Origin of the sequence: Lentihominibacter sp. (genome assembly GCF_046951855.1) — a bacterium.
Taxonomy (GTDB): Bacteria; Bacillota; Clostridia; order Peptostreptococcales; family Anaerovoracaceae; genus Lentihominibacter; species Lentihominibacter hominis.
The window spans coordinates 20,753-39,845 of record NZ_JBKTXS010000019.1 but is presented as its reverse complement, the minus strand read 5'-3'; the positions used below and the strand labels follow the sequence as shown (position 1 = coordinate 39,845).

20 protein-coding genes are annotated in these 19,093 nt (G+C 41.2%); 19 read left to right on the top strand and 1 reads right to left on the bottom strand.

Translation table 11 applies throughout. The features are described from left to right. The 12 genes from ACLR96_RS06550 to ACLR96_RS06495 form a co-directional block, all read left to right on the top strand. Positions 1–620: ATP-binding protein (locus ACLR96_RS06550; RefSeq protein WP_412265458.1), on the top strand; the 620-nt coding region annotated here is incomplete at its 5' end. A gap of 136 nt (positions 621–756) precedes the next feature. Beyond that, on the top strand, positions 757–2,997 hold the full coding sequence (ftsH, locus tag ACLR96_RS06545; protein WP_177269695.1) for an ATP-dependent zinc metalloprotease FtsH: 2,241 nt from the start codon (positions 757–759) through the stop codon (positions 2,995–2,997). Further along, the gene (locus ACLR96_RS06540; protein ID WP_177269693.1) at positions 2,997–4,565 is read left to right on the top strand and encodes a PucR family transcriptional regulator; all 1,569 of its coding nucleotides are present in this window, start codon (positions 2,997–2,999) and stop codon (positions 4,563–4,565) included. The genes ftsH and ACLR96_RS06540 overlap by 1 nt, the downstream gene beginning before the upstream one ends. Before the next feature lie 52 nt (positions 4,566–4,617). Then, positions 4,618–5,871 (top strand): serine hydroxymethyltransferase, encoded by a 1,254-nt coding sequence (gene glyA, locus ACLR96_RS06535; RefSeq protein WP_412265457.1) that lies wholly within the window; start codon positions 4,618–4,620, stop codon positions 5,869–5,871. Between the two features lie 99 nt (positions 5,872–5,970). Continuing rightward, positions 5,971–7,518: an acyl-CoA carboxylase subunit beta gene (locus ACLR96_RS06530; RefSeq protein WP_177269689.1), complete on the top strand. Its 1,548-nt coding sequence runs from the start codon at positions 5,971–5,973 to the stop codon at positions 7,516–7,518. A gap of 12 nt (positions 7,519–7,530) precedes the next feature. After that, positions 7,531–7,953, top strand: coding sequence for an OadG family protein (locus tag ACLR96_RS06525; RefSeq protein ID WP_177269687.1), 423 nt, complete (start codon positions 7,531–7,533; stop codon positions 7,951–7,953). A 23-nt stretch (positions 7,954–7,976) separates the two neighbouring features. Next, complete coding sequence (locus tag ACLR96_RS06520) at positions 7,977–8,375, top strand: biotin/lipoyl-containing protein (protein ID WP_177269685.1); 399 nt, start codon at positions 7,977–7,979, stop codon at positions 8,373–8,375. 98 nt (positions 8,376–8,473) lie between these two features. Beyond that, positions 8,474–9,322, top strand: a complete 849-nt coding sequence (locus ACLR96_RS06515) for a type III pantothenate kinase (RefSeq protein WP_177269683.1) — start codon at positions 8,474–8,476, stop codon at positions 9,320–9,322. Then, positions 9,303–10,274, top strand: coding sequence for a tRNA dihydrouridine synthase DusB (gene dusB, locus ACLR96_RS06510; protein ID WP_177269681.1), 972 nt, complete (start codon positions 9,303–9,305; stop codon positions 10,272–10,274). The genes ACLR96_RS06515 and dusB overlap by 20 nt, the downstream gene beginning before the upstream one ends. A 164-nt stretch (positions 10,275–10,438) precedes the next feature. Then, positions 10,439–10,780 carry a PadR family transcriptional regulator gene (locus ACLR96_RS06505; RefSeq protein WP_177269679.1) on the top strand — a complete coding sequence of 114 codons (342 nt, stop codon included), beginning with the start codon at positions 10,439–10,441 and terminating at the stop codon, positions 10,778–10,780. Next, on the top strand, positions 10,773–11,441 hold the full coding sequence (locus tag ACLR96_RS06500) for a DUF1700 domain-containing protein (protein ID WP_177269677.1): 669 nt from the start codon (positions 10,773–10,775) through the stop codon (positions 11,439–11,441). The genes ACLR96_RS06505 and ACLR96_RS06500 overlap by 8 nt, the downstream gene beginning before the upstream one ends. Continuing rightward, positions 11,434–12,291 (top strand): DUF4097 family beta strand repeat-containing protein, encoded by an 858-nt coding sequence (locus ACLR96_RS06495; protein ID WP_177269675.1) that lies wholly within the window; start codon positions 11,434–11,436, stop codon positions 12,289–12,291. The genes ACLR96_RS06500 and ACLR96_RS06495 overlap by 8 nt, the downstream gene beginning before the upstream one ends. 70 nt (positions 12,292–12,361) lie before the next feature. Here ACLR96_RS06495 and ACLR96_RS06490 read toward each other — a convergent pair whose 3' ends face one another. After that, positions 12,362–13,177, bottom strand: coding sequence for a response regulator (locus ACLR96_RS06490; protein ID WP_177269673.1), 816 nt, complete (start codon positions 13,175–13,177; stop codon positions 12,362–12,364). A gap of 178 nt (positions 13,178–13,355) precedes the next feature. Here ACLR96_RS06490 and ACLR96_RS06485 point away from each other — a divergent pair, with 178 nt between their 5' ends. From ACLR96_RS06485 to atpB, 7 genes are all read left to right on the top strand, one after another. Then, a complete protein-coding gene (locus ACLR96_RS06485) occupies positions 13,356–14,042 on the top strand; it encodes a prepilin peptidase (RefSeq protein ID WP_177269671.1) in 687 nt (228 codons plus the stop codon). 102 nt (positions 14,043–14,144) lie between these two features. After that, positions 14,145–14,930, top strand: a complete 786-nt coding sequence (gene truA, locus ACLR96_RS06480; protein ID WP_412265455.1) for a tRNA pseudouridine(38-40) synthase TruA — start codon at positions 14,145–14,147, stop codon at positions 14,928–14,930. 29 nt (positions 14,931–14,959) lie between these two features. Next, positions 14,960–15,418 carry a deoxycytidylate deaminase gene (locus ACLR96_RS06475; protein WP_177269667.1) on the top strand — a complete coding sequence of 153 codons (459 nt, stop codon included), beginning with the start codon at positions 14,960–14,962 and terminating at the stop codon, positions 15,416–15,418. Beyond that, complete coding sequence (locus ACLR96_RS06470) at positions 15,418–16,506, top strand: undecaprenyl/decaprenyl-phosphate alpha-N-acetylglucosaminyl 1-phosphate transferase (protein ID WP_177269665.1); 1,089 nt, start codon at positions 15,418–15,420, stop codon at positions 16,504–16,506. The genes ACLR96_RS06475 and ACLR96_RS06470 overlap by 1 nt, the downstream gene beginning before the upstream one ends. Beyond that, positions 16,503–17,882 (top strand): MATE family efflux transporter, encoded by a 1,380-nt coding sequence (locus ACLR96_RS06465; protein WP_177269663.1) that lies wholly within the window; start codon positions 16,503–16,505, stop codon positions 17,880–17,882. The genes ACLR96_RS06470 and ACLR96_RS06465 overlap by 4 nt, the downstream gene beginning before the upstream one ends. A 185-nt stretch (positions 17,883–18,067) precedes the next feature. After that, entirely contained in the window at positions 18,068–18,385 is a 318-nt protein-coding gene (locus ACLR96_RS06460) for a hypothetical protein (RefSeq protein ID WP_177269661.1), read from the top strand. Further along, positions 18,385–19,062 carry a F0F1 ATP synthase subunit A gene (atpB, locus tag ACLR96_RS06455; RefSeq protein ID WP_177269659.1) on the top strand — a complete coding sequence of 226 codons (678 nt, stop codon included), beginning with the start codon at positions 18,385–18,387 and terminating at the stop codon, positions 19,060–19,062. Before ACLR96_RS06460 ends, atpB begins: the two co-directional genes overlap by 1 nt. The last annotated feature ends 31 nt before the right edge of the window (positions 19,063–19,093 follow it).

Sequence of the window (19,093 nt, the reverse complement as noted above, 5' to 3'; positions counted from 1 at the left end):
ATGATCAGGCGGAGACTATTCTTTTCAGGTTTCTTCGCGGAACAGGAACAGATGGTCTGGCAGGAATAGCTTACGAAAGGAAGGAAAGAGGATTCAGCGTTATAAGGCCTCTATTGGATGTGTACAGGGATTCTATAGAAAGCTACTGTCATGAGAACAGACTTGATCCTGTCACGGATCACACCAACAATGAATCGGTTTATACCAGAAATAAAATAAGACTTGAGCTTATACCTTTAATAGAAGGTAGTTATAATGAGAATATAAAGCAATGCCTTGTGAGGCTCGGGCAGATAGCTTCTGAAGATAAAGACTATCTGTGGCAGCAGACTGAAAGAGTATATGAGACAGTTGTAATTCGAAAAGAGAATAAAGAAGCAGGCGGTGCAGGAGTTGTTGTCATGAAACGCGAGGAATTGAGCAAGATTCATGATGCCATACGTCACAGGCTTATCATGAAAGCATTTTCTGATATAGGACTGGATAAGGATATCTCACAGGAACGCATAAAATCTGCGGATGCTGTAATAAAGAAAAAACAAGCACCCAAGGTAGTGGAATTCCCACACGGATACAGATTGAAAGTCGAAAAAGGAAAAGTGATATTCTTTAAAAACTGAAGTTTGTGTGAATTTACCATAAAAAAGATGATGCTTCTATTGAAGGAACTTGGTTTACATGATAAAATGACATGATAAATTTGTATAAAATAACAAAAAAATTACAGATATAAACATTACCGGGAGGAAAATTAACTTGAAAAAGGCAAAAAACATTGGAATCTATGTGGTCATATTCGGGCTTGTACTGGCAATGGTGTGGTTTTACAACAGCGGTACTACAGAGGAACAGAAGGAAGTGAAAACTTCCACTATGGTTAAATACCTGAAAGAAAATGAAGTAGAGAATATTAACGTTACGGAAACGAAACTCACTGCCGAGCTTAAATCGGGGGAGAAAGTGTACGCTTATGTCAACAGTGCGGTAGACTTGAGCTATATATATGATTCATATATCATGCCTCAGGTTGATGAAGGCAATCTGAAGCTGGAGAGTGATGAGCCGAAAAAGGAATCCATATGGATAAGCTTGCTGCCGACGCTGATAATGATTGGCATAATGGTAGTATTCTTTATTCTGATAATGAATCAGAGCGGCGGCGGAGGTAAAGCTATGTCTTTCGGAAAGAGCAGAGCTAAACTCCAAAAGGACAGTGATCTTAAGAAGATAACCTTTAAAGATGTGGCCGGACTTAAAGAGGAAAAGGAAGAACTGGAAGAAATCGTAGACTTTCTGAGACATCCTGCCAAATATAACAGTTTAGGAGCCAGGATTCCTAAGGGTATATTACTTGTAGGGCCTCCGGGAACAGGAAAAACATATATTTCAAGAGCAACCGCAGGTGAAGCAGGCGTTCCGTTCTTTACCATCAGCGGATCGGATTTCGTTGAAATGTTTGTAGGTGTAGGAGCTTCAAGAGTAAGAGATTTGTTTGAGCAGGCTAAGAAAAATGCTCCGTGTATAGTGTTCATAGACGAGATAGACGCCGTTGGCCGAAAGAGAGGCGCAGGTTTAGGAGGCGGTCATGATGAAAGAGAACAGACTCTCAATCAGCTTCTGGTCGAGATGGACGGTTTTGCTGATAATGCAGGAATAATAATACTGGCAGCCACCAACAGACCTGATGTTCTTGACCCGGCACTTCTCAGACCGGGAAGATTTGACAGACAGATAGTGATAGGAATCCCTGATATAGTAGGAAGGGAAGAGATTTTCAGAATACATTCCAGAAACAAACCTCTGGATGAAGGTGTGGATCCAAAAGTCTTGGCAAGAAGAACTCCGGGATTTTCGCCTGCCGATATAGAGAATATGCTCAATGAAGCGGCGCTTTTGGCTGCTCGAAGAAACGGCATGAAGATAAGGATGGAAGAGATAGAGGAAGCTATAACCAAGGTAATTGCCGGGCCTGAGAAAAAGAGCAGAGTTATAAGCGAAGAAGAACGGAAGCTTACGGCCTATCATGAGGCGGGTCATGCTGTGGTGGCTCACGTACTTCCTAAGACAGATCCAGTCCATCAGATAACCATAATACCGAGAGGAAGAGCCGGCGGATTTACAATGATACTTCCTAAGGAAGACAAATACTATGGAACAAAGGAAACCATGCGGGAACAGATAATCCATTTGCTGGGAGGTCGTGTGGCCGAAATGTTGACGCTGGATGATGTCAGCACAGGTGCCAGCAATGATATACAGCGAGCTACGGATATAGCCAAGGAAATGGTTACAAAGTATGGATTCAGTGAAAAACTGGGGCCTGTAAACTACAGCTCATCAGACGAAGTGTTCCTGGGTAAAGATTTCTCCACGAGGAAGAATTATTCAGAAGAGACGGCATCCGAGATAGATGAGGAAGTAAAGGCAATAATTGAAGAGGCTTATGCTGCTGCAAAGGCTATCCTTCAGGAAAATATGGAACAGCTCAAGGCAGTAGCTGAAGGTCTTCTGGAAGTTGAGACCCTTGACAATGAACAGTTTATAAAGCTTTACGATGGAATTCTCACACCTAAGGAGCTGGCAGAAGAGCTTAAGAGCAAGATGGAAAAGAAGCGTGAGCTTGATAGAATTGAAGCTGAACAGTCCGAGAAGATGCGTAAGAGAGAGGCGGAGCTGGAGAGAAAGAGACTTGAGGAAGCTGCAAAAGAATTAGAAGAGAAGAACAGAAACTCAAAATTCAAGCCGACTATAATGATATACAACGATAAGACTAAAACAGCTGAACCTTTTAATCCTACAAATCTGTCAAAACCTCAGGACGAGGTTCCTGCTGAGGATGAAACTCCTTCAGAAGAAGATATCAGTGATGATGATATGCCGAGTGAGGAAGAACTTGCAGTCTATGATACAGATTATCTCAATGACGATGATGATCAGACTGATGAAGAAGACGGCGATGATGATCAGCAGTCTCATGATGGAAAGAGGAATGAATAATGAAGGTTACTGTTGCGGACTGTCTGGAACTGGAAGCATTTGAAGGTGCAGAGGTAGTTGCCGGCAAACTGAATCTTTCTAATGACGTCAAATCCATATCTGTTCTTGATGCATGTGATAATGATGATTTGAAATTTTACCGTGTAAACAAAGCGGAGATCTTTCTTACAGGTTTTCTGGGAATAAAAGATGATGTAGATAAGCAATGCAGTTTTGTACGTCATATCGCCAGAAGAGGCTGTGCGGCGCTGGCTGTATATTATGTAGGAAGAGCCGTAAGATCTCTTGATCACAGGGTTATAGAGACAGCCGAACGTGAGCTTGTGCCCCTTATTCTAATGCCGGCAGAAGCTGAGTATACAGAAGCTATCACTGAGGTTATGGATAAAGTCTTGTACGGCGATAACTTCAGCAACAGCCTTATAAGCAATACGGTTTTTCATTTGCTTAATTTTGAAAAGCATAGTAATTTTCAGTCTGCCGTGAGAGAGGCAGCTATAAACAATGATTTTCAGCTGATAATATTAAGCGAAGATTTTAACCCTATACTAACGGTGGAAACCCGGCATAAGGCAACCATATCTGATGCTATAAAGCTTGGAAAAGAGCGTAATGTCGAGAGCAATTCTAAGGTATACACCATGATAGATGTTAACGGTGTTCTTACGTACTGGGGACCGGTAAGTATCAACAATGACAAATACTATATGTTTATCGTGGATAATGAAGACTCGTATACGGCCGGTGAGATTACAAAGCTGGCTGAAATAATAGAACTTGCTATGGGGATGTGGAAGTACACTCCTGAGCGGGATGCCAAGGCTGAATTTATAAAAGCTTTGATAAGAGGCAATAAAAGCCTTGCTTATACACTTAAAGATGAAGCTAAGATAAGCGGTGATGATATCCTAAGTGTATTCTTTTCAAAAGGAATAGGAACAGAAGTGGAAAGTCACGTATTCGCAGAGTTTGAGAAAGAGGAAGATCTCAATGTTATGAAGATCACCGAGGGTGATGAGACATATGGAATGATACTGACTTTTGAAGACAGTGGGGGCAGTGCGGCTCTCAAAAATAGCTGTGTCAGGCTTTTCGACAAGCTCAAGGGGAATAAAAAAGCGAGGATATTTCATGTAACAGGGCTTAACGGCATAGAGGGTGCGGGAGATGCATACAGGCTTATAAGCGAGAGTTGGTCTTTCGTGCAGAATGTTTTTCCCTATAAGCGGGTATTTACTAAATATGAACTGACTTTAGTCAGTAACTGTATCAATATACAGATACAGGGAGGTTTTGTAAAGAAAAATTATATACAGCTTCTGGACCCGTTCAAAGAAGCGGGAGAGAACAAAGGAAAGCAGCTTCTTGAGACTCTTGAAACTTTTGTGCTCGATGCAGGCATGAACAGCGGCAAGACTGCTGAATTCATGGGTATACACACTAATACGGTACAGTACAGGCTTAAAAAGATCAATGAGATGTTGGGAGTGGAGATAACCGGAAACAGAATAATTCCGGGGCTTACCATGGCGCTTGCATTGAAAAGGCTGGAAAGAGTCGTCAGCTGACAGTAAAAATATTTCAAATCACATATAACATACAGGAAGATAGGAGAAGAAAATGTACTTTAATTACTTGGAGAAAGCGGATCCGGAAATTACGGCAGCAATAAAGAAGGAGATAAACCGTCAGGAAACGAAGATTGAGATGATAGCTTCGGAGAATTTTGTTAATTATGAAATTATGGAGGCTGCGGGGAGCGCTCTGACAAACAAGTATGCTGAAGGATATCCGGGAAAAAGGTATTACGGAGGCTGTGAGTGTGTAGATGAAGTAGAGACACTTGCAATAGAGAGGGTAAAAAAGATTTTCGGTGCGGATCACGCCAATGTTCAGGCTCACTCAGGAGCTAACGCCAATACTGCTGTTTATCAGGCAGTCCTTGAGCCGGGAGATACCGTTATGGGAATGGATCTGTCTAACGGAGGCCATCTTTCTCATGGATCCCCTGTAAATATTTCCGGCAGACTTTATAATTTTGTGTCATATGGGCTGAATCCTCAGACAGAGATGATAGATTTTGATAATGTCAGAGAGCTTGCGCTCAAGCACAGACATAAACTTATCGTAGCCGGTGCGTCTGCTTATCCGAGGACTATTTATGCGGACAAGTTCAGAGAAATTGCTGATGAAGTAGGGGCTATTCTTATGGTGGATATGGCTCATATAGCAGGCATCGTTGCTGCGGGGCTTCATCCTAATCCTATGGAATACGCTGATATCGTTACCAGCACTACTCATAAGACGTTAAGAGGTCCCAGAGGAGGACTGATTCTCTGCAAAGAGGAATATGCCAAAGCTATAGACAAAGCTATATTTCCGGGGACGCAGGGCGGTCCGCTCATGCATATAATCGCAGCTAAAGCGGTATGCTTTAAAGAAGCGATGGAGCCTGAATTTAAGGAATACCAGCAACAGGTTCTCAATAATGCCAAAGCCTTGGAGAAAGCTCTGAATGCAAAAGATTTTGAGCTTGTTTCAGGAGGTACAGATAACCATCTTGTTTTGGTTAAGCTTGTTAATAAAGGAATAACAGGGAAACTGGCGGAAAATCTTCTTGATGATGCCAATATAACTACCAATAAAAATGCTATACCTAATGATCCTCAGAGTCCATTTGTGACCAGCGGTCTTAGATTGGGAACACCTGCCATGACAAGCAGAGGATTTAATGAAGATGATGTTGTGAGAACAGTGGATGCCATTGCTCTTGTAATAGATAATCCGGAAGATAAAGAGGCTATGAATGAAGCCAGAGCCATCGTAAGAGAACTTACGGACAAGTATCCGCTCCATAAGAAATTCAGAGACTAAGATTTTATATACCTTCCGGGCATGATAGCGTGTAATATTGAGCTTTCTGTCCAGGAGGTTTTTGCGTAGAATCGGAAGGTTTTAAGGAGGGAAGGATAGATGAATAAGCTGGATCAGCTTCGGAAGATGAAAGAAGAACTCGCACAAGGTGGAGGCGAGAAGAGGATTCAGGCACAGCATGCCAAAGGAAAACTTACAGCAAGGGAAAGGCTTGATATACTTTTTGATAAAAATAGTTTTGTAGAAATCGATGCCTTTGTTAAGCATCGATGCAGTAATTTCGGTATGGATAAGAAAGAACTGCCTGGAGATGGTGTAGTTACAGGATATGGACAGGTTGACGGAAGACTTGTGTTTGCCTTTGCTCAAGATTTTACTGTCAGCGGAGGATCTCTGGGAGAATATCATGCGGAGAAAATCGTCAAAGTACAGAATATGGCTCTTAAGATGGGGGCTCCGATAGTAGGATTGCAGGATTCGGGAGGAGCCAGAGTTGAGGAAGGTGTAGCGGCACTTTCCGGATTTGGCAAGATTTTCAGAAACAATACCATATCGTCAGGTGTGATACCGCAGATATCAGTAATAATGGGACCATGTGCGGGAGGAGCCGTTTATTCGCCGGCGATAACAGATTTCGTATTTATGGTGGACAAGACAAGTCAGATGTTTATTACGGGACCTGAAGTAATAAAAACGGTAACAGGAGAGTCAGTTACAGCGGAGCAGCTGGGCGGAGCGATGACGCATAATACTGTTAGCGGAGTTGCTCACTTTGTGGGTAAGGATGACGAGGAGACATTGATGATGGTAAGAGAGCTTCTCGGTTATATGCCTTCCAATAATATGGAAGGATCTCCTGTTTATGAGTGTGGCGATGATATAAATAGGATGATTCCGGAGTTTAATGATATTATTCCTGATAATCCTAACAAGGCGTATGATATGTATGAAGTTATTATCAAAATTGCTGATAATGGTGTGATCTACGATGTCATGCCTCATTATGCCAAAAATATGATAACATGTTTTATAAGAATGGATGGGGCCACGGTTGGAGTTATTGCAAATCAGCCTAAATTCGGGGCAGGTTGTCTTGATATAGATGCATCTGATAAAGCGGCAAGATTTATAAGACGTTGTGATGCTTTCAACATACCGCTTCTTACTATAGAGGATGTTCCGGGATTCCTGCCCGGTACAGGTCAGGAATACGGAGGTATAATAAGGCATGGAGCTAAGATGTTATATGCCTATTGTGAAGCTACTGTTCCTAAGATAACAGTGATCTTGCGAAAAGCTTATGGTGGAGCATACATAGGAATGTGCAACAAAGAACTGGGAGCGGATATGGTAATGGCATGGCCGACAGCGCAGATAGCTGTAATGGGTGCTTCAGGGGCTGTTAATATAATTTCGTCTGTTAAAAAGGAGATAAAGAGTGCTGATGATCCCGATGCGTTAAGAACTGAAAAGATAGCAGAATATGAGGAAAAATTCAATAATCCTTATATAGCAGCGGGGCTCGGTTATGTAGATGATGTGATCGAACCGGCAGCTACAAGACAAAGAGTGATAAGTGCGCTGGATATGTTGAGCACGAAAAGGGAATCGCTGCCGGCTAAAAAGCACGGTAATATCCCTCTTTAAGGAGGTGTCAGAATGAGCTTTGTAGAAAAATTTACTGATTCCGCTCCTTTTATGATTATTGGTATATGTATAATTCTGTGTATTTTTGCAGTATTGATTCTGCTGATCACAATGTTGGTACGACATATAAGTCGAAAGAAAAAAGATACGGCACGGGCGCAGCTTCTGCAGAACCTGCTGCCGGATATTCCGGAACCCGTTTTTAAAAAAGAAAATATTGAAAAGCCAAAACTGCAGAAACCTCAAACAGCAGACAGTGGCGAGAGTATATCTGAAACAGAACTGGCGGCAGTAATAATGGCTGCTATTGCGGCTTATCGGGCTGACTGTGGATCGAGTTCTCTGATAGTGAGAAAAATCACGAGAATATCAGGAAATGATACATCATGGTCTAACGCAGCCAAAATGGACTGTATAGAAAGCAGAAAATTTTAATGGTATCGGAGGAAGTTTGACATATGAAAAAATATAATATCACCGTAAACGGCAAGACATATGAAGTAGAAGTAGAAGAGGCGGGAAGCTCTGCACCTGTATATAAATCTGCGGCAGCTTCTGCAGCGCCTGTATCGGCAGATATTTCTGAATCTGCAGCAGCAGAACCTGAAAAACAGGAGTCTGAAGCAGCAGCGATAGCTGAAGGAGAAATTCCTGTTACAGCGCCGATGCCGGGAACAGTGCTGGATGTAAAAGCGGCGCCCGGACAGAAGGTAAGCAGCGGCGATGTGCTGGTTATCCTTGAAGCCATGAAGATGGAAAACGAGATATTGGCTCCGTCATCCGGAACAGTTTCATCTGTACCTGCAGTAAAAGGGACATCTGTAAGTACCGGAGATGTTCTCGTGACTCTTAAATAAAAATGTTTCGAATATAGTTATATTTATGATACAATAGAGCCGTTGCAAACGGACCGTCTTTATTTTAAGTAAAAATCTACAGAGCAAAGGAGAATACCATGCTACTGGCATTTGATGTTGGAAATACAAATATAGTATTGGGAGTATTCAAAGATGGTAAGATGATCACCAATTGGAGACTTGAGACTGATAATAATAAAAGTGCAGATGAATATGGAATGATCATCGGGGCTTTGTTTCAGTATGAGGGATTAAGTGTGAAAGCCGTTAAAGATGTGATAATTTCAACGGTAGTTCCATCAGTGCTTTATACGCTGCAGCATCTTTCACTGAAATATTTTCACCGTAAAGCAATAGTTATCGGTGCAGGCATAAAGACTGGTATAGTAGTAAAATATGATAATCCCAAGCAGGTCGGATCTGACAGGATCGTTAATGCTGTGGCAGCACATGCTAAATATGGTGGCCCTCTGATTATAATAGACTTTGGAACTGCGACGACCTTTTGTGCGATATCAGAAAAAGCGGAATATATAGGAGGAACTATAGCGCCGGGACTTAAAATATCTTCAGAAGCTCTTTTTGAGAAAACAGCAAAACTTCCGAAGGTAGAGCTTGAAGTCCCGGGAAGTGTGATCTGCAGAAATACTATAAACAGTATGCAGTCAGGGCTTGTATATGGTCATATGGGAATGGTAGACTATATAGTTAAAAAGATGAAGAAAGAGCTTCGTGAGTACAGCAATGATGATTCGGCTGATGTTAAGGTTATTGCTACAGGCGGACTGGCAACGATGATAGATTCGGGAATAGACTGCATAGATCATGTTGATAAAATGCTGACGCTTGAAGGCTTGCAGCTTATATATGAAAAAAATAAAAAAGTGAGAAAATCTGATTCTAAAGCAGAACAGGAAAGGTGTGAATATGGAGAGGAAACTTTTTAATATAGGATCCTTCAAACCCGATAGTCCTTTTTTTCTCGCTCCATTGGCAGGAATAACTGATAAAGCGATGAGAAGCCTCTGCGCCAAGCAAGGGGCTTCTTTAGTCTGTACGGAAATGGTGAGCGCCAAAGGACTGTGGTATGGAGACCGGAAAAGTCAAGTTTTGTTAGATATGGGAAAGGACGAAGGCGCAGTAGCGTTTCAGCTGTTCGGTAGTGATCCTGAGATTATGACCTTTGCAGCAAGGACGTTAAAACACCGGGATAATGTGGTGCTCGATCTTAATGTAGGTTGTCCGGTTCCTAAGATCGTAAAAAATGGAGAAGGGTCGGCGCTCCTGAAAAAGCTCGATGTTCTTTATGATGTGATAAGCGCCATGGTAAAAGCCGCAGAAAAACCAGTGACAGCAAAAATACGCATGGGTTTTGAACGAGGAACGAATACAGCGGTGGAGACTGCAAAAGTGTTGGAATCAGCAGGAGTGAATGCCATAACTGTTCACGGCAGGACAAGAGAACAGTATTATGAAGGAAGATCAGATTGGCAGGTGATTGCGGATGTCAAGAAGAATGTATCAGTGCCTGTTATCGGAAACGGAGATGTTTTCAGCGGTCAAGATGCCGTGAACATGTTGAAAAAAACCGGATGTGACGGTGTTATGATAGCACGCGGAGCGTTAGGCAATCCATGGATATTTAGAGATGCAAGAGCGCTTTGGGAGGGAGGAGAACTTCCGGATCCTCCTTCAAAGGAGGAAAGAGCCGATATGCTTCTCAGACATTTTGATATGGTTATAGCAAATAAGGGAGAACATATTGCCGTAAGAGAAATAAGAAAACATGTAGGATGGTATATTAAAGGGATCCATGGTGCAGCGGCACTCAGACATAAAGCGAATACGATAACGGATGCCGATGAAATGAGGCAGATTATAAATAAAATTAAAATATGAGGCATCTGAGAAGAGGCTTTGGCTCAAGGGAAAATCCATGAGGCAAAGTCTCTTTTGCATTGAAATTTTTCATAATAAAAAATACAATTTCTATTGACAAATAATATTATATAATATATAGTATTAAACAGAAAACAATATTGTGCAAATAAAAGGAGGGAAGTATGGGTTTCAAAATTGAGTCGGGCTTGCTGGATGCATGTGCTTTAGCGATCCTTAACGGCGGAGATACGTATGGGTATGAGATCACTCAGTCCATGAAGAAAGCGATAGTGGTCTCCGAATCTACCCTGTATCCGGTTCTTAGAAGACTGCAGAAAGAAAAATTCTGTAAGACATATGATAAACCATATCAGGGGAGAAACAGGCGATACTATTCAATAACCGAAGAAGGAAAAAAGAAACTACAGGAATATAAAGTACAATGGCTGGATTACAAAAATGCTATAGATACATTTTTGGATGATGAGCCAAAGAGGAAAGTTGGAGGAGGAGAAGATGACTAGGAAAGAATTTATAGAAAAACTAAGATCAGAAATATCAAAATTGCCTCAGGAAGAAATAGATGCTGCCATTGAGTATTATGAAGAGTACTTTGACGAGGCAGGAAAAGAAAATGAACAGGAAGTTCTTGAGCATCTGGGCAATCCTAAAAAAGTAGCGGGACAAATAAAATCTGAGTATGCGGTCAGATTGTTTGATGAAGATGATAAACCTACTGTTAAAAAAGGACTTTCTGCAGCGTGGTATGTAGTGATAGGAATATGTTCAGCGCCTGTTTCCATCCCTCTGGCTGTGGCGCTTGGGGCACTTGTCATAGCTATCTTTGTGGCTTTGATAGGATGCGTGGCAGCTGTTTTCGCAGCCATTATTGGTTGTTTCGTAGCTGCGGTAGCCTTTATCGTTTTCGGATTTATGGCGGTTCCGGTTGCTGTACCTACAGCATTGCTGTTTCTGGGAATAGGAATCGGTACATTGGGATTCATGGCGGCAATGGGAGTATTGCTTGCGATGGGAGTAAAAGCAGGAACCAGCGCTATGGTGAGCGCTGCCAGAAGACACAATGACAGAAGACGTATAAAGAAAATGGTAGATTTAAATGAACAAAAAAAATGGCGTTATAAAGATGAGATGACTGGTGAAGAAGGAGGCGGGAAAGATGAATAAAGGTCTTAAAAAATTTTTTATAATATGTGCTGCAGCTGTATGCATGGGCCTTATCCTATCTGTTGTGGGATACGTTACAGGGGGAATTCACTTTATGGATAAGCTCAGTGAGAAATATACATGGTTCAGAGGGGGAAATGTGGAAAGGACATATACAAGTCTGAAGGAAACAGACCAGTTTGACTCATTAAGCGTAAAAGGGGATATAGATGTGATGATCTGTAAAGGAGACATCTCTAAGACAAGAGTATCTTTTGACAAGAACTCCAATAATCCTATATTCAGAGTAGAAAATGGAGTTCTCACGGTTGATGCAGGAGAGATGAAAGGCGGAGTTTTGATAGATCTGGGGACAGGAGACAGATCCCCTTATCTGGAGGTATATGTTCCGGAGGGAATAAATATAAAGAATATAGACATAGATACAGACTATGGCGATGTGGAGATAAGCGACATATCAGCAGGGACGGTAAGTATAAATGCAGATTCCGGGGATATAAGCATGGATAGAGTTTCATACGATACGATGAATATAATATCTGATTACGGAGATATAGAAGGGCGTGTTCTTAAAAGCAAAGGTCTCTCTATCGAGGCGGATGCGGGCGATATAGATTTACAGGGTGAATTTTACGGTAACACAAATATTAAGTCTGATTACGGAGATACAGATATAGTTACAACACTGAAGGAAGAACTTTATACTCTCGATCTGTATACTGATTTTGGAGATGTGGAAGCAGGTTCCCATAAATATGAGGATTTCGGTTATATCAATCAGGGAAACGGCGAGAATATTATAAAAGTTGTCAATGATTCAGGAGACATCAATATAAGTTTCGGAAGATAAAGGGATATTTATATAAGGATAAATAATGAAAAAGAGCAGTCACGAGACAGAGTGAAGTGACCGCTCTTTTTTATAGTTGCATCTGACATATGGACCTGATATCATCATTTATTGAAGTGAGAAGCTGAGATATTTTAAACATATTTGTCGGTGTATCTTCATCAGGGGTATCCTCTTTTTTCAATATATCTTCCAGAGCAATTATATGTTTATATAAAGCTGTGAGACCCAGCATACCGGAAAGCCCTTTTATAGAGTGGCAAAGTACAGCTGCATCGGAACACTGCCTGTTTTCTATGAGCTCTGTAAGCCTTAAAGAGAGATCCGCGTTATTTGTTTTGAAGTTGTTGAAGTGTTTCATGAACAGTCTCGGACTGTTTCCCATATTTTCTATAGCTGTGTGGATATCGCAGACTTCAGGATCAAGATTGGAAAAAGTTGCAGTGCCGTTGGATTTGATTTCAGGAAGCAGTGAACGGAGCAGTGCTAATTTTATATACGGTGATATGGTAGTGTAAAAAACAGATGAATTAAAAGGTTTAAAAAGAAGAAGTTCGAAAAGATCTTCGGCTTCTGCTACTTTTATTTTTTCTTCATCTTTACTTGCAGCAGTAACAGCGATCACGGGAGAAGTTACTCCCATTTTTCTCATTTTCCTTGTGGTCTCAAGTCCGTCCATACCGGGGAGGTTTATATCCATAAGAATCAGGGAATAATAATTACTTTCCACAGAACTGCACATTGTGATGGCTTCCATGCCATCAAAGGCATTCTCGCATTTAACTCCTATATCATTTAAAAATGTTTGTATTACTTCATGGTTGGCCGCTGTATCGTCAACGATCAACACTATGTCCCTTTCAGGCGATAATATATTATTTATCATAATCGTTCTCCTTAATGTTCATCATTTGTGCCGTTAATGAGATTTTATAGGTAAAATAACGGTTTTGCTATACAAAACGTACGACGGCATTCCCCATATTACGACAAAATATCCAAAATAATATTGTGGTTAAAAAAGGAAATTGATAGAATAAAGTAGATAAAGGGGGAATAAAGGTATGATAATTATTATTGTAAAAATAGTCGTAAGTTTGTTTTTAGGGACTCTTGCGGGATTCGCGGCAATATATATTTTCAATAAGATGCCGGCCAAGTGGTTGTGTGATTACGGACATGCTCCTTCACAGGAGCTGAAAGACCCATATATACAGCGGGTAAAAGGTTTTCCATGGAGATGGATATATGCAGCTGGGTTTATTTGTCTTCTCATAAGGCTCTCCTTTTTTGATGTGAGACTTGCTGCAGCAGGCCTTTTCGCGTGCTGGGCAATGCTCATAATAGGGCTGGCGGATTTAAAATATATGGTTATTCCGGATCAATTTGTTATAATGCTGGCGTTGTCAGCATTCGGTTTTATCCCCTATCACAGTTCTGTTTGGCAGCCTCTTACCGGAGCGCTTATAGGCGGGGGCGTTATGCTTATGGTGGCTGTGCTGGGCGGAGCAGCTTTTAAAAAAGAGGTGATGGGTTTTGGGGATGTAAAGCTTTTCGCCTCTTTGGGGCTGGTTCTGGGGATTAAGGGGACTGTGTCGGTTCTCATAGCCTCATCGCTTTTCAGCGGTATTTTTGCAGCGGTCGGTCTGGCTTCGGGAAAATATCGCAAAGATGAAGTCAGGCCGTTGGGACCGTATATATGTGGATGCGGGATATTTTATATATTCGCAGTATGGCCTTTTTTATTATAATATCATGGTTTGACTCGTGTTTTTCGCAGAAATTCAATCAACCTCTATAAATTGAAAGAAAAATATTATATAATAAAATCTAATATGGAAAAAAACATTTTATTGACAATAGAATATGATGGCTCGGAATTTTCCGGATGGCAGAAACAACCAGATAGACCGACTGTGCAGGGATACCTTGAAAAAGTATTGTCGGACCTTCTCAAAAGAGAAATCGCACTCAGTGGGACAAGCAGAACGGATGCCGGTGTACATGCTCGCGGCCAGAAAGCGTCTTTCAGAACCGATATAAATATACCTACTGAAAGATTGGCTCTTGTGATAAACAATATACTTTGCGGGCATGAAAAGGGGGCTTTTGCTCTGTCGCCGGTGAAAATCGTTTCAGCTGAGGAAAGGCCGCTTGATTTTCATGCGAGATTTGATTCAAAGGGAAAGAAATATATTTACAGAATAAGAAATTCCAAAGAAACAGATATTTTTATGAGAAATTATATGTATCATGTGGCCGCACCTTTGGATATGGATGCCATGAAAACGGCTGCCGGCTATATAGTAGGTACTCATGATTTCAAATCTTTTGAAGCATCAGGTGGGACACCCAGGGAGACTACTGTCAGAACCATTTTTGATATCGATATCAAAGAAAACATATACCGAATAGATAATGTTAATGATGGAGATATAGGAAGAGATATAGAGCTTCATGTAAGCGGAGACGGCTTTCTGTATAATATGGTCAGAATAATCACAGGAACTTTAGTGGATATAGGAACCGGCAGGATTCCTCTCCATGACATGAAAAAAATATTAGAAGCAAAGAACAGGAGTAAGGCAGGCCATACGGCTCCTCCTTACGGGCTTTATCTGGCAGAGGTTTATTATTGAAACTTTCGTTATATTACAAGGAGAATATTATGGACAACAGACCCAGCTGGGATGAATATTTTATGGATATGGCGGTTTTAACCGCAAAACGCTCTACTTGTCTTAGGAGACATGTAGGCGCTGTAATAGTAAAGGATAAACATATAGTTGCTACAGGATATAACGGAGCGCCTAGGGGGCTTGAACACTGCGGCGACCGTGAAGGAGGGTGTTTGAGACAGCAGCTGGGTATACCGTCGGGAGAGAAGCATGAGCTGTGCAGAGCCCTGCATGCAGAACAGAATGCTATAATACAGGCTGCCACATTAGGTCAGAGTATAGAAGGGGCTTCTATTTACATAACACATCAGCCTTGCGTCATATGTGCTAAAATGATAATAAATGCGGGAATAAGCAGAATAGTAGTAAAGGAAGGTTATCCGGATCAGTTGTCTGTGGATATACTTAAGGAAGCCGGATTGAAAATAGTAATGTTAGGAGAGATTTAGTGACAGCGACCAGTATAGAATTATGGGGCCCGTTTGCGGTGGCTTTGATAGTGACAGCGGCGGCGACTCCTTTAGCTATTTGGACGGCTCCGAAAATAGGAGCCATGGATATTCCCAGAGATGAAAGAAGGGTACATAAAAAACCCATGCCCAGATTTGGAGGTACAGCCATATATATAGGCATTATGGTTGCTCTTGCTGTCTTTGCTTCGGATCATAAAGATATTCTGAGTATAATGGTGGGATGTACGCTGATATACGTTCTGGGGCTTATAGATGATCTTAAAGATCTCAGTCCCCTCATAAAATTGGGCGGACAAGTAGTATGCGCAGCAGTTATCTATATCATGGGAATACGTATAGAATTTATAACTAATTATTTCGGACCCGGGAATATGATGTTCGGAGATGCCGCGTGTTGTATAGTAACGATAATATGGCTAGTAGCCATAACAAATGCAGTTAATCTGATAGATGGTCTTGATGGTCTTGCAGCTGGTATATCAGCTATTTCTGCATTGTGTATAGGATATGTTTCATATATACATGGGCAGTATATACCTACACTGGCAATGATGGTTATAGCAGGGGCAGCTCTTGGATTTCTTCCTTATAATTTCCATCCGGCTAAGATATTCATGGGAGACAGTGGATCGGAGCTGTTAGGTTTTTCTATAGCAGCGGTATCTATACTGGGAACAGCCAAAAGTGCTACGATAGTAGTTGTGATAATTCCGGCTCTTGTGTTGGGGCTTCCTATTTTTGATACTCTGATGGCTATAGTAAGAAGAGTGGCGAAGCATCAGTCTATAGGGACTGCTGACAGGGAGCATCTTCATCACAGGATAATGAAAGCGGGATTTGGACAGAGACGTTCTGTTATGATATTGTATTGCATAAGCGGGATCATGGGTATCGTTGCTGTTTTGTACAGCAGAGGTTTGGTAATAGAATATCTGGGACTTATTGCGGTGGCTATTATGTTGATATATGTTCTGCTGTCGGATACAGGAAACAGAAATATAAGTCTGAAAGCTGATAAGATAACAAAGGAGAAAAGAGAAGAAGAAAGCGGGAAAATCAAATGATTAAGACGGAATGTCTAAATACCCTCAATAACAGAGAACTTCTGGGAATGATGACAAAAGTGGCTCTGCCTATAGCGCTGCAGAGCCTTATTGGTTCAAGTCTGAGTTTTATAGATAATCTTATGGTGGGAAGCCTTGGGGAAGTGGAGCTTAACGCTGTAGGAGTATCAGTACAGATTTTTTTTATATACTGGATGCTCCTTTATGGTTTTGCCGGAGGATCGGCAACTTTCATATCTCAGTTTTTCGGTGTCAGGGATTTTAAAAATATAAGAAAGACAACAGGCTTTGCCTTAACTGTGGCATTTGGCATAGGTCTGCTGTTTTTTATTGCGGGAATTGCTTTTCCCGAATACATACTGCGCATATTCACAAAATATCCTGAGGTAATAGAGGCAGGAGTAGGTTATGTGAGAATAGGCTCCTTCACATTCCTTATGCTTGCTGTGACCCAGCCCTTTACTGTGGCGCTTAGAGCGACACAGCAGTCTGTGCTGCCTCTTATAGCAAGTGTCATAGCCTTGGCTACGAATACGTTTCTTAACTGGGTATTTATATTTGGGAAACTGGGTATGCCTGCTTTGGGCGTAGAAGGTGCTGCGCTGGCTACTGCTATAGCAAGACTTTTTGAAATGCTGATAATATTATTTGAAGTTTTCGTGTTGAAAAATAAAATCGCCGGACGTTTCAGGGAATTCTTCGGATATAGCAGAGAAATTGCTTTTAAAATTGTAAAAAATGCGCTGCCAACTACGACTAATGAAACTCTGTGGGGCATAGGGACATCTCTTTATATCGCAGCTTTTTCCAGAATAGGAATTGCAGAAGGGGCGGCTATTCAGGCGTGTAATACTATAAATAATATGTTTGCTATGGCTGCATTCAGCATAGGCGATGCTATATTGATTTTGGTAGGTCAGAAACTGGGAGAAGGGAAAACAGAGCTTGCGTATAATATGTCTAAAAAGATGGTCAAAATGGGACTTGTTATCGGAATATTGTTCGGAGTTGGTGTAATTATGGCTGGTGAGCCGTTGCTCAGCTTATTTAAGTTTTCTGAGGAAGGCGCTGATTATGCTCTGAAAATTCTTATTATATACGGAGCCACTATGTGGCTTACTGTATATAATGCTATGCATGTAACCGGAACGCTCAGATGTGGAGGAGATACAAAATTCGCAATGATAACGGAAACTTCTACTGTCTGGCTCATAGGAGTGCCTATGGCTTTTATAACATCTCTTTATTTTCAGTTCCCTATATATCTTGCGGTGCTGGCTGTTAAAATGGAGGAAGCGGTAAAAGGTATATTTCTTACAAAACGATATTTCAGCAGAAAATGGCTTAAGAATGTAATAAATGAGATTGACGATTGACGATATGTCAAAAATATGACAAAAAAGTTTAGGAATTTTATCTGTTTTTTAAGTTACAAAAATTGTAAAAACGCTGTATGCGTTGAAAAAACTGGATTGTTAATTAAAAAATTATTCAAAAATGGTTTCACAATTCCAGCAAATTGGTGTATAATTTAAAGTCATAAGAGAGGAGATGAGATGGGTTGACTTATGTTATAGGCGCTATTGCAGGGCTGATATTAGGAGGAGCAGTAGGTTACCTTAAGAATCTTTTTCTTTGGCAGCGGTATTTGCAGGAAAGTGAGAAAAAAACTGCGGAGGAGGAAAAGGTGGGAGGCCTTTATGCGCGAGCACTCATCAGTTATGCAGTAAATATACTGACATTGCTTTTGGCCTTTGTTGTAAGGAATATTGTTCCTTTTGATGAGGCTGCTTTTTTGATAGGAACAGCTATCGCTTTAGTAGTGATGAATAAAATACTTGCTGCAGGACAGAAAAAAACGATGGAAAAGGAGGCTTGATGTCAATGATAGAGGCGTTGAATTCTATAGGGATATCAAATGGCATGATAACAAGTGCGGTCATTACTGTACTGCTTTGTGTGATTTCTGTTATAGCCGGCAGGAGGCTGCAGACCATACCGTCGGGTTTTCAGAATTTTGCTGAATGGGCTATAGAAGGGTTGTTTGGATTTTTTGAGGGAATCATGGGAAGCAAAGCCTGCAGACGTTATTTTCCATTGGTAGCAACACTGTTTATATATATTCTGCTTGCCAATTACTCGGGGCTTCTTCCCGGATCAGGGCACATCAAAGGGCTGGCAGCTCCTACAGGATCGATAAACTGTACTATGGCAATGGCAATAATCGTATTTGTGGCTATACAGATTATAGGAATAAGAGAACATCATGGACTCAGATATTATAAACATTTGCTCAAGCCTTTTGCATTTTTGCTTCCGTTGATGGCTTTGGAAGAGATTGTAAGACCTGTATCTCTTACTTTGAGGCTTTATGGAAATATTTTTGGCGAGGAGACTGTTACAGAATCGTTCTTTGATCTGGTACCAATAGGCCTGCCTGTAGTGATGCAGATGCTTAGCGTGCTGATGGGATTGGTGCAAGCTCTGGTATTTTCGCTTCTTACGGCCATATATATAAAAGAAGCGCTTCCGGAGGATGAGGAAGAACATTTATAGATAGATTGGATGCTGAACACCATTGAAAGTT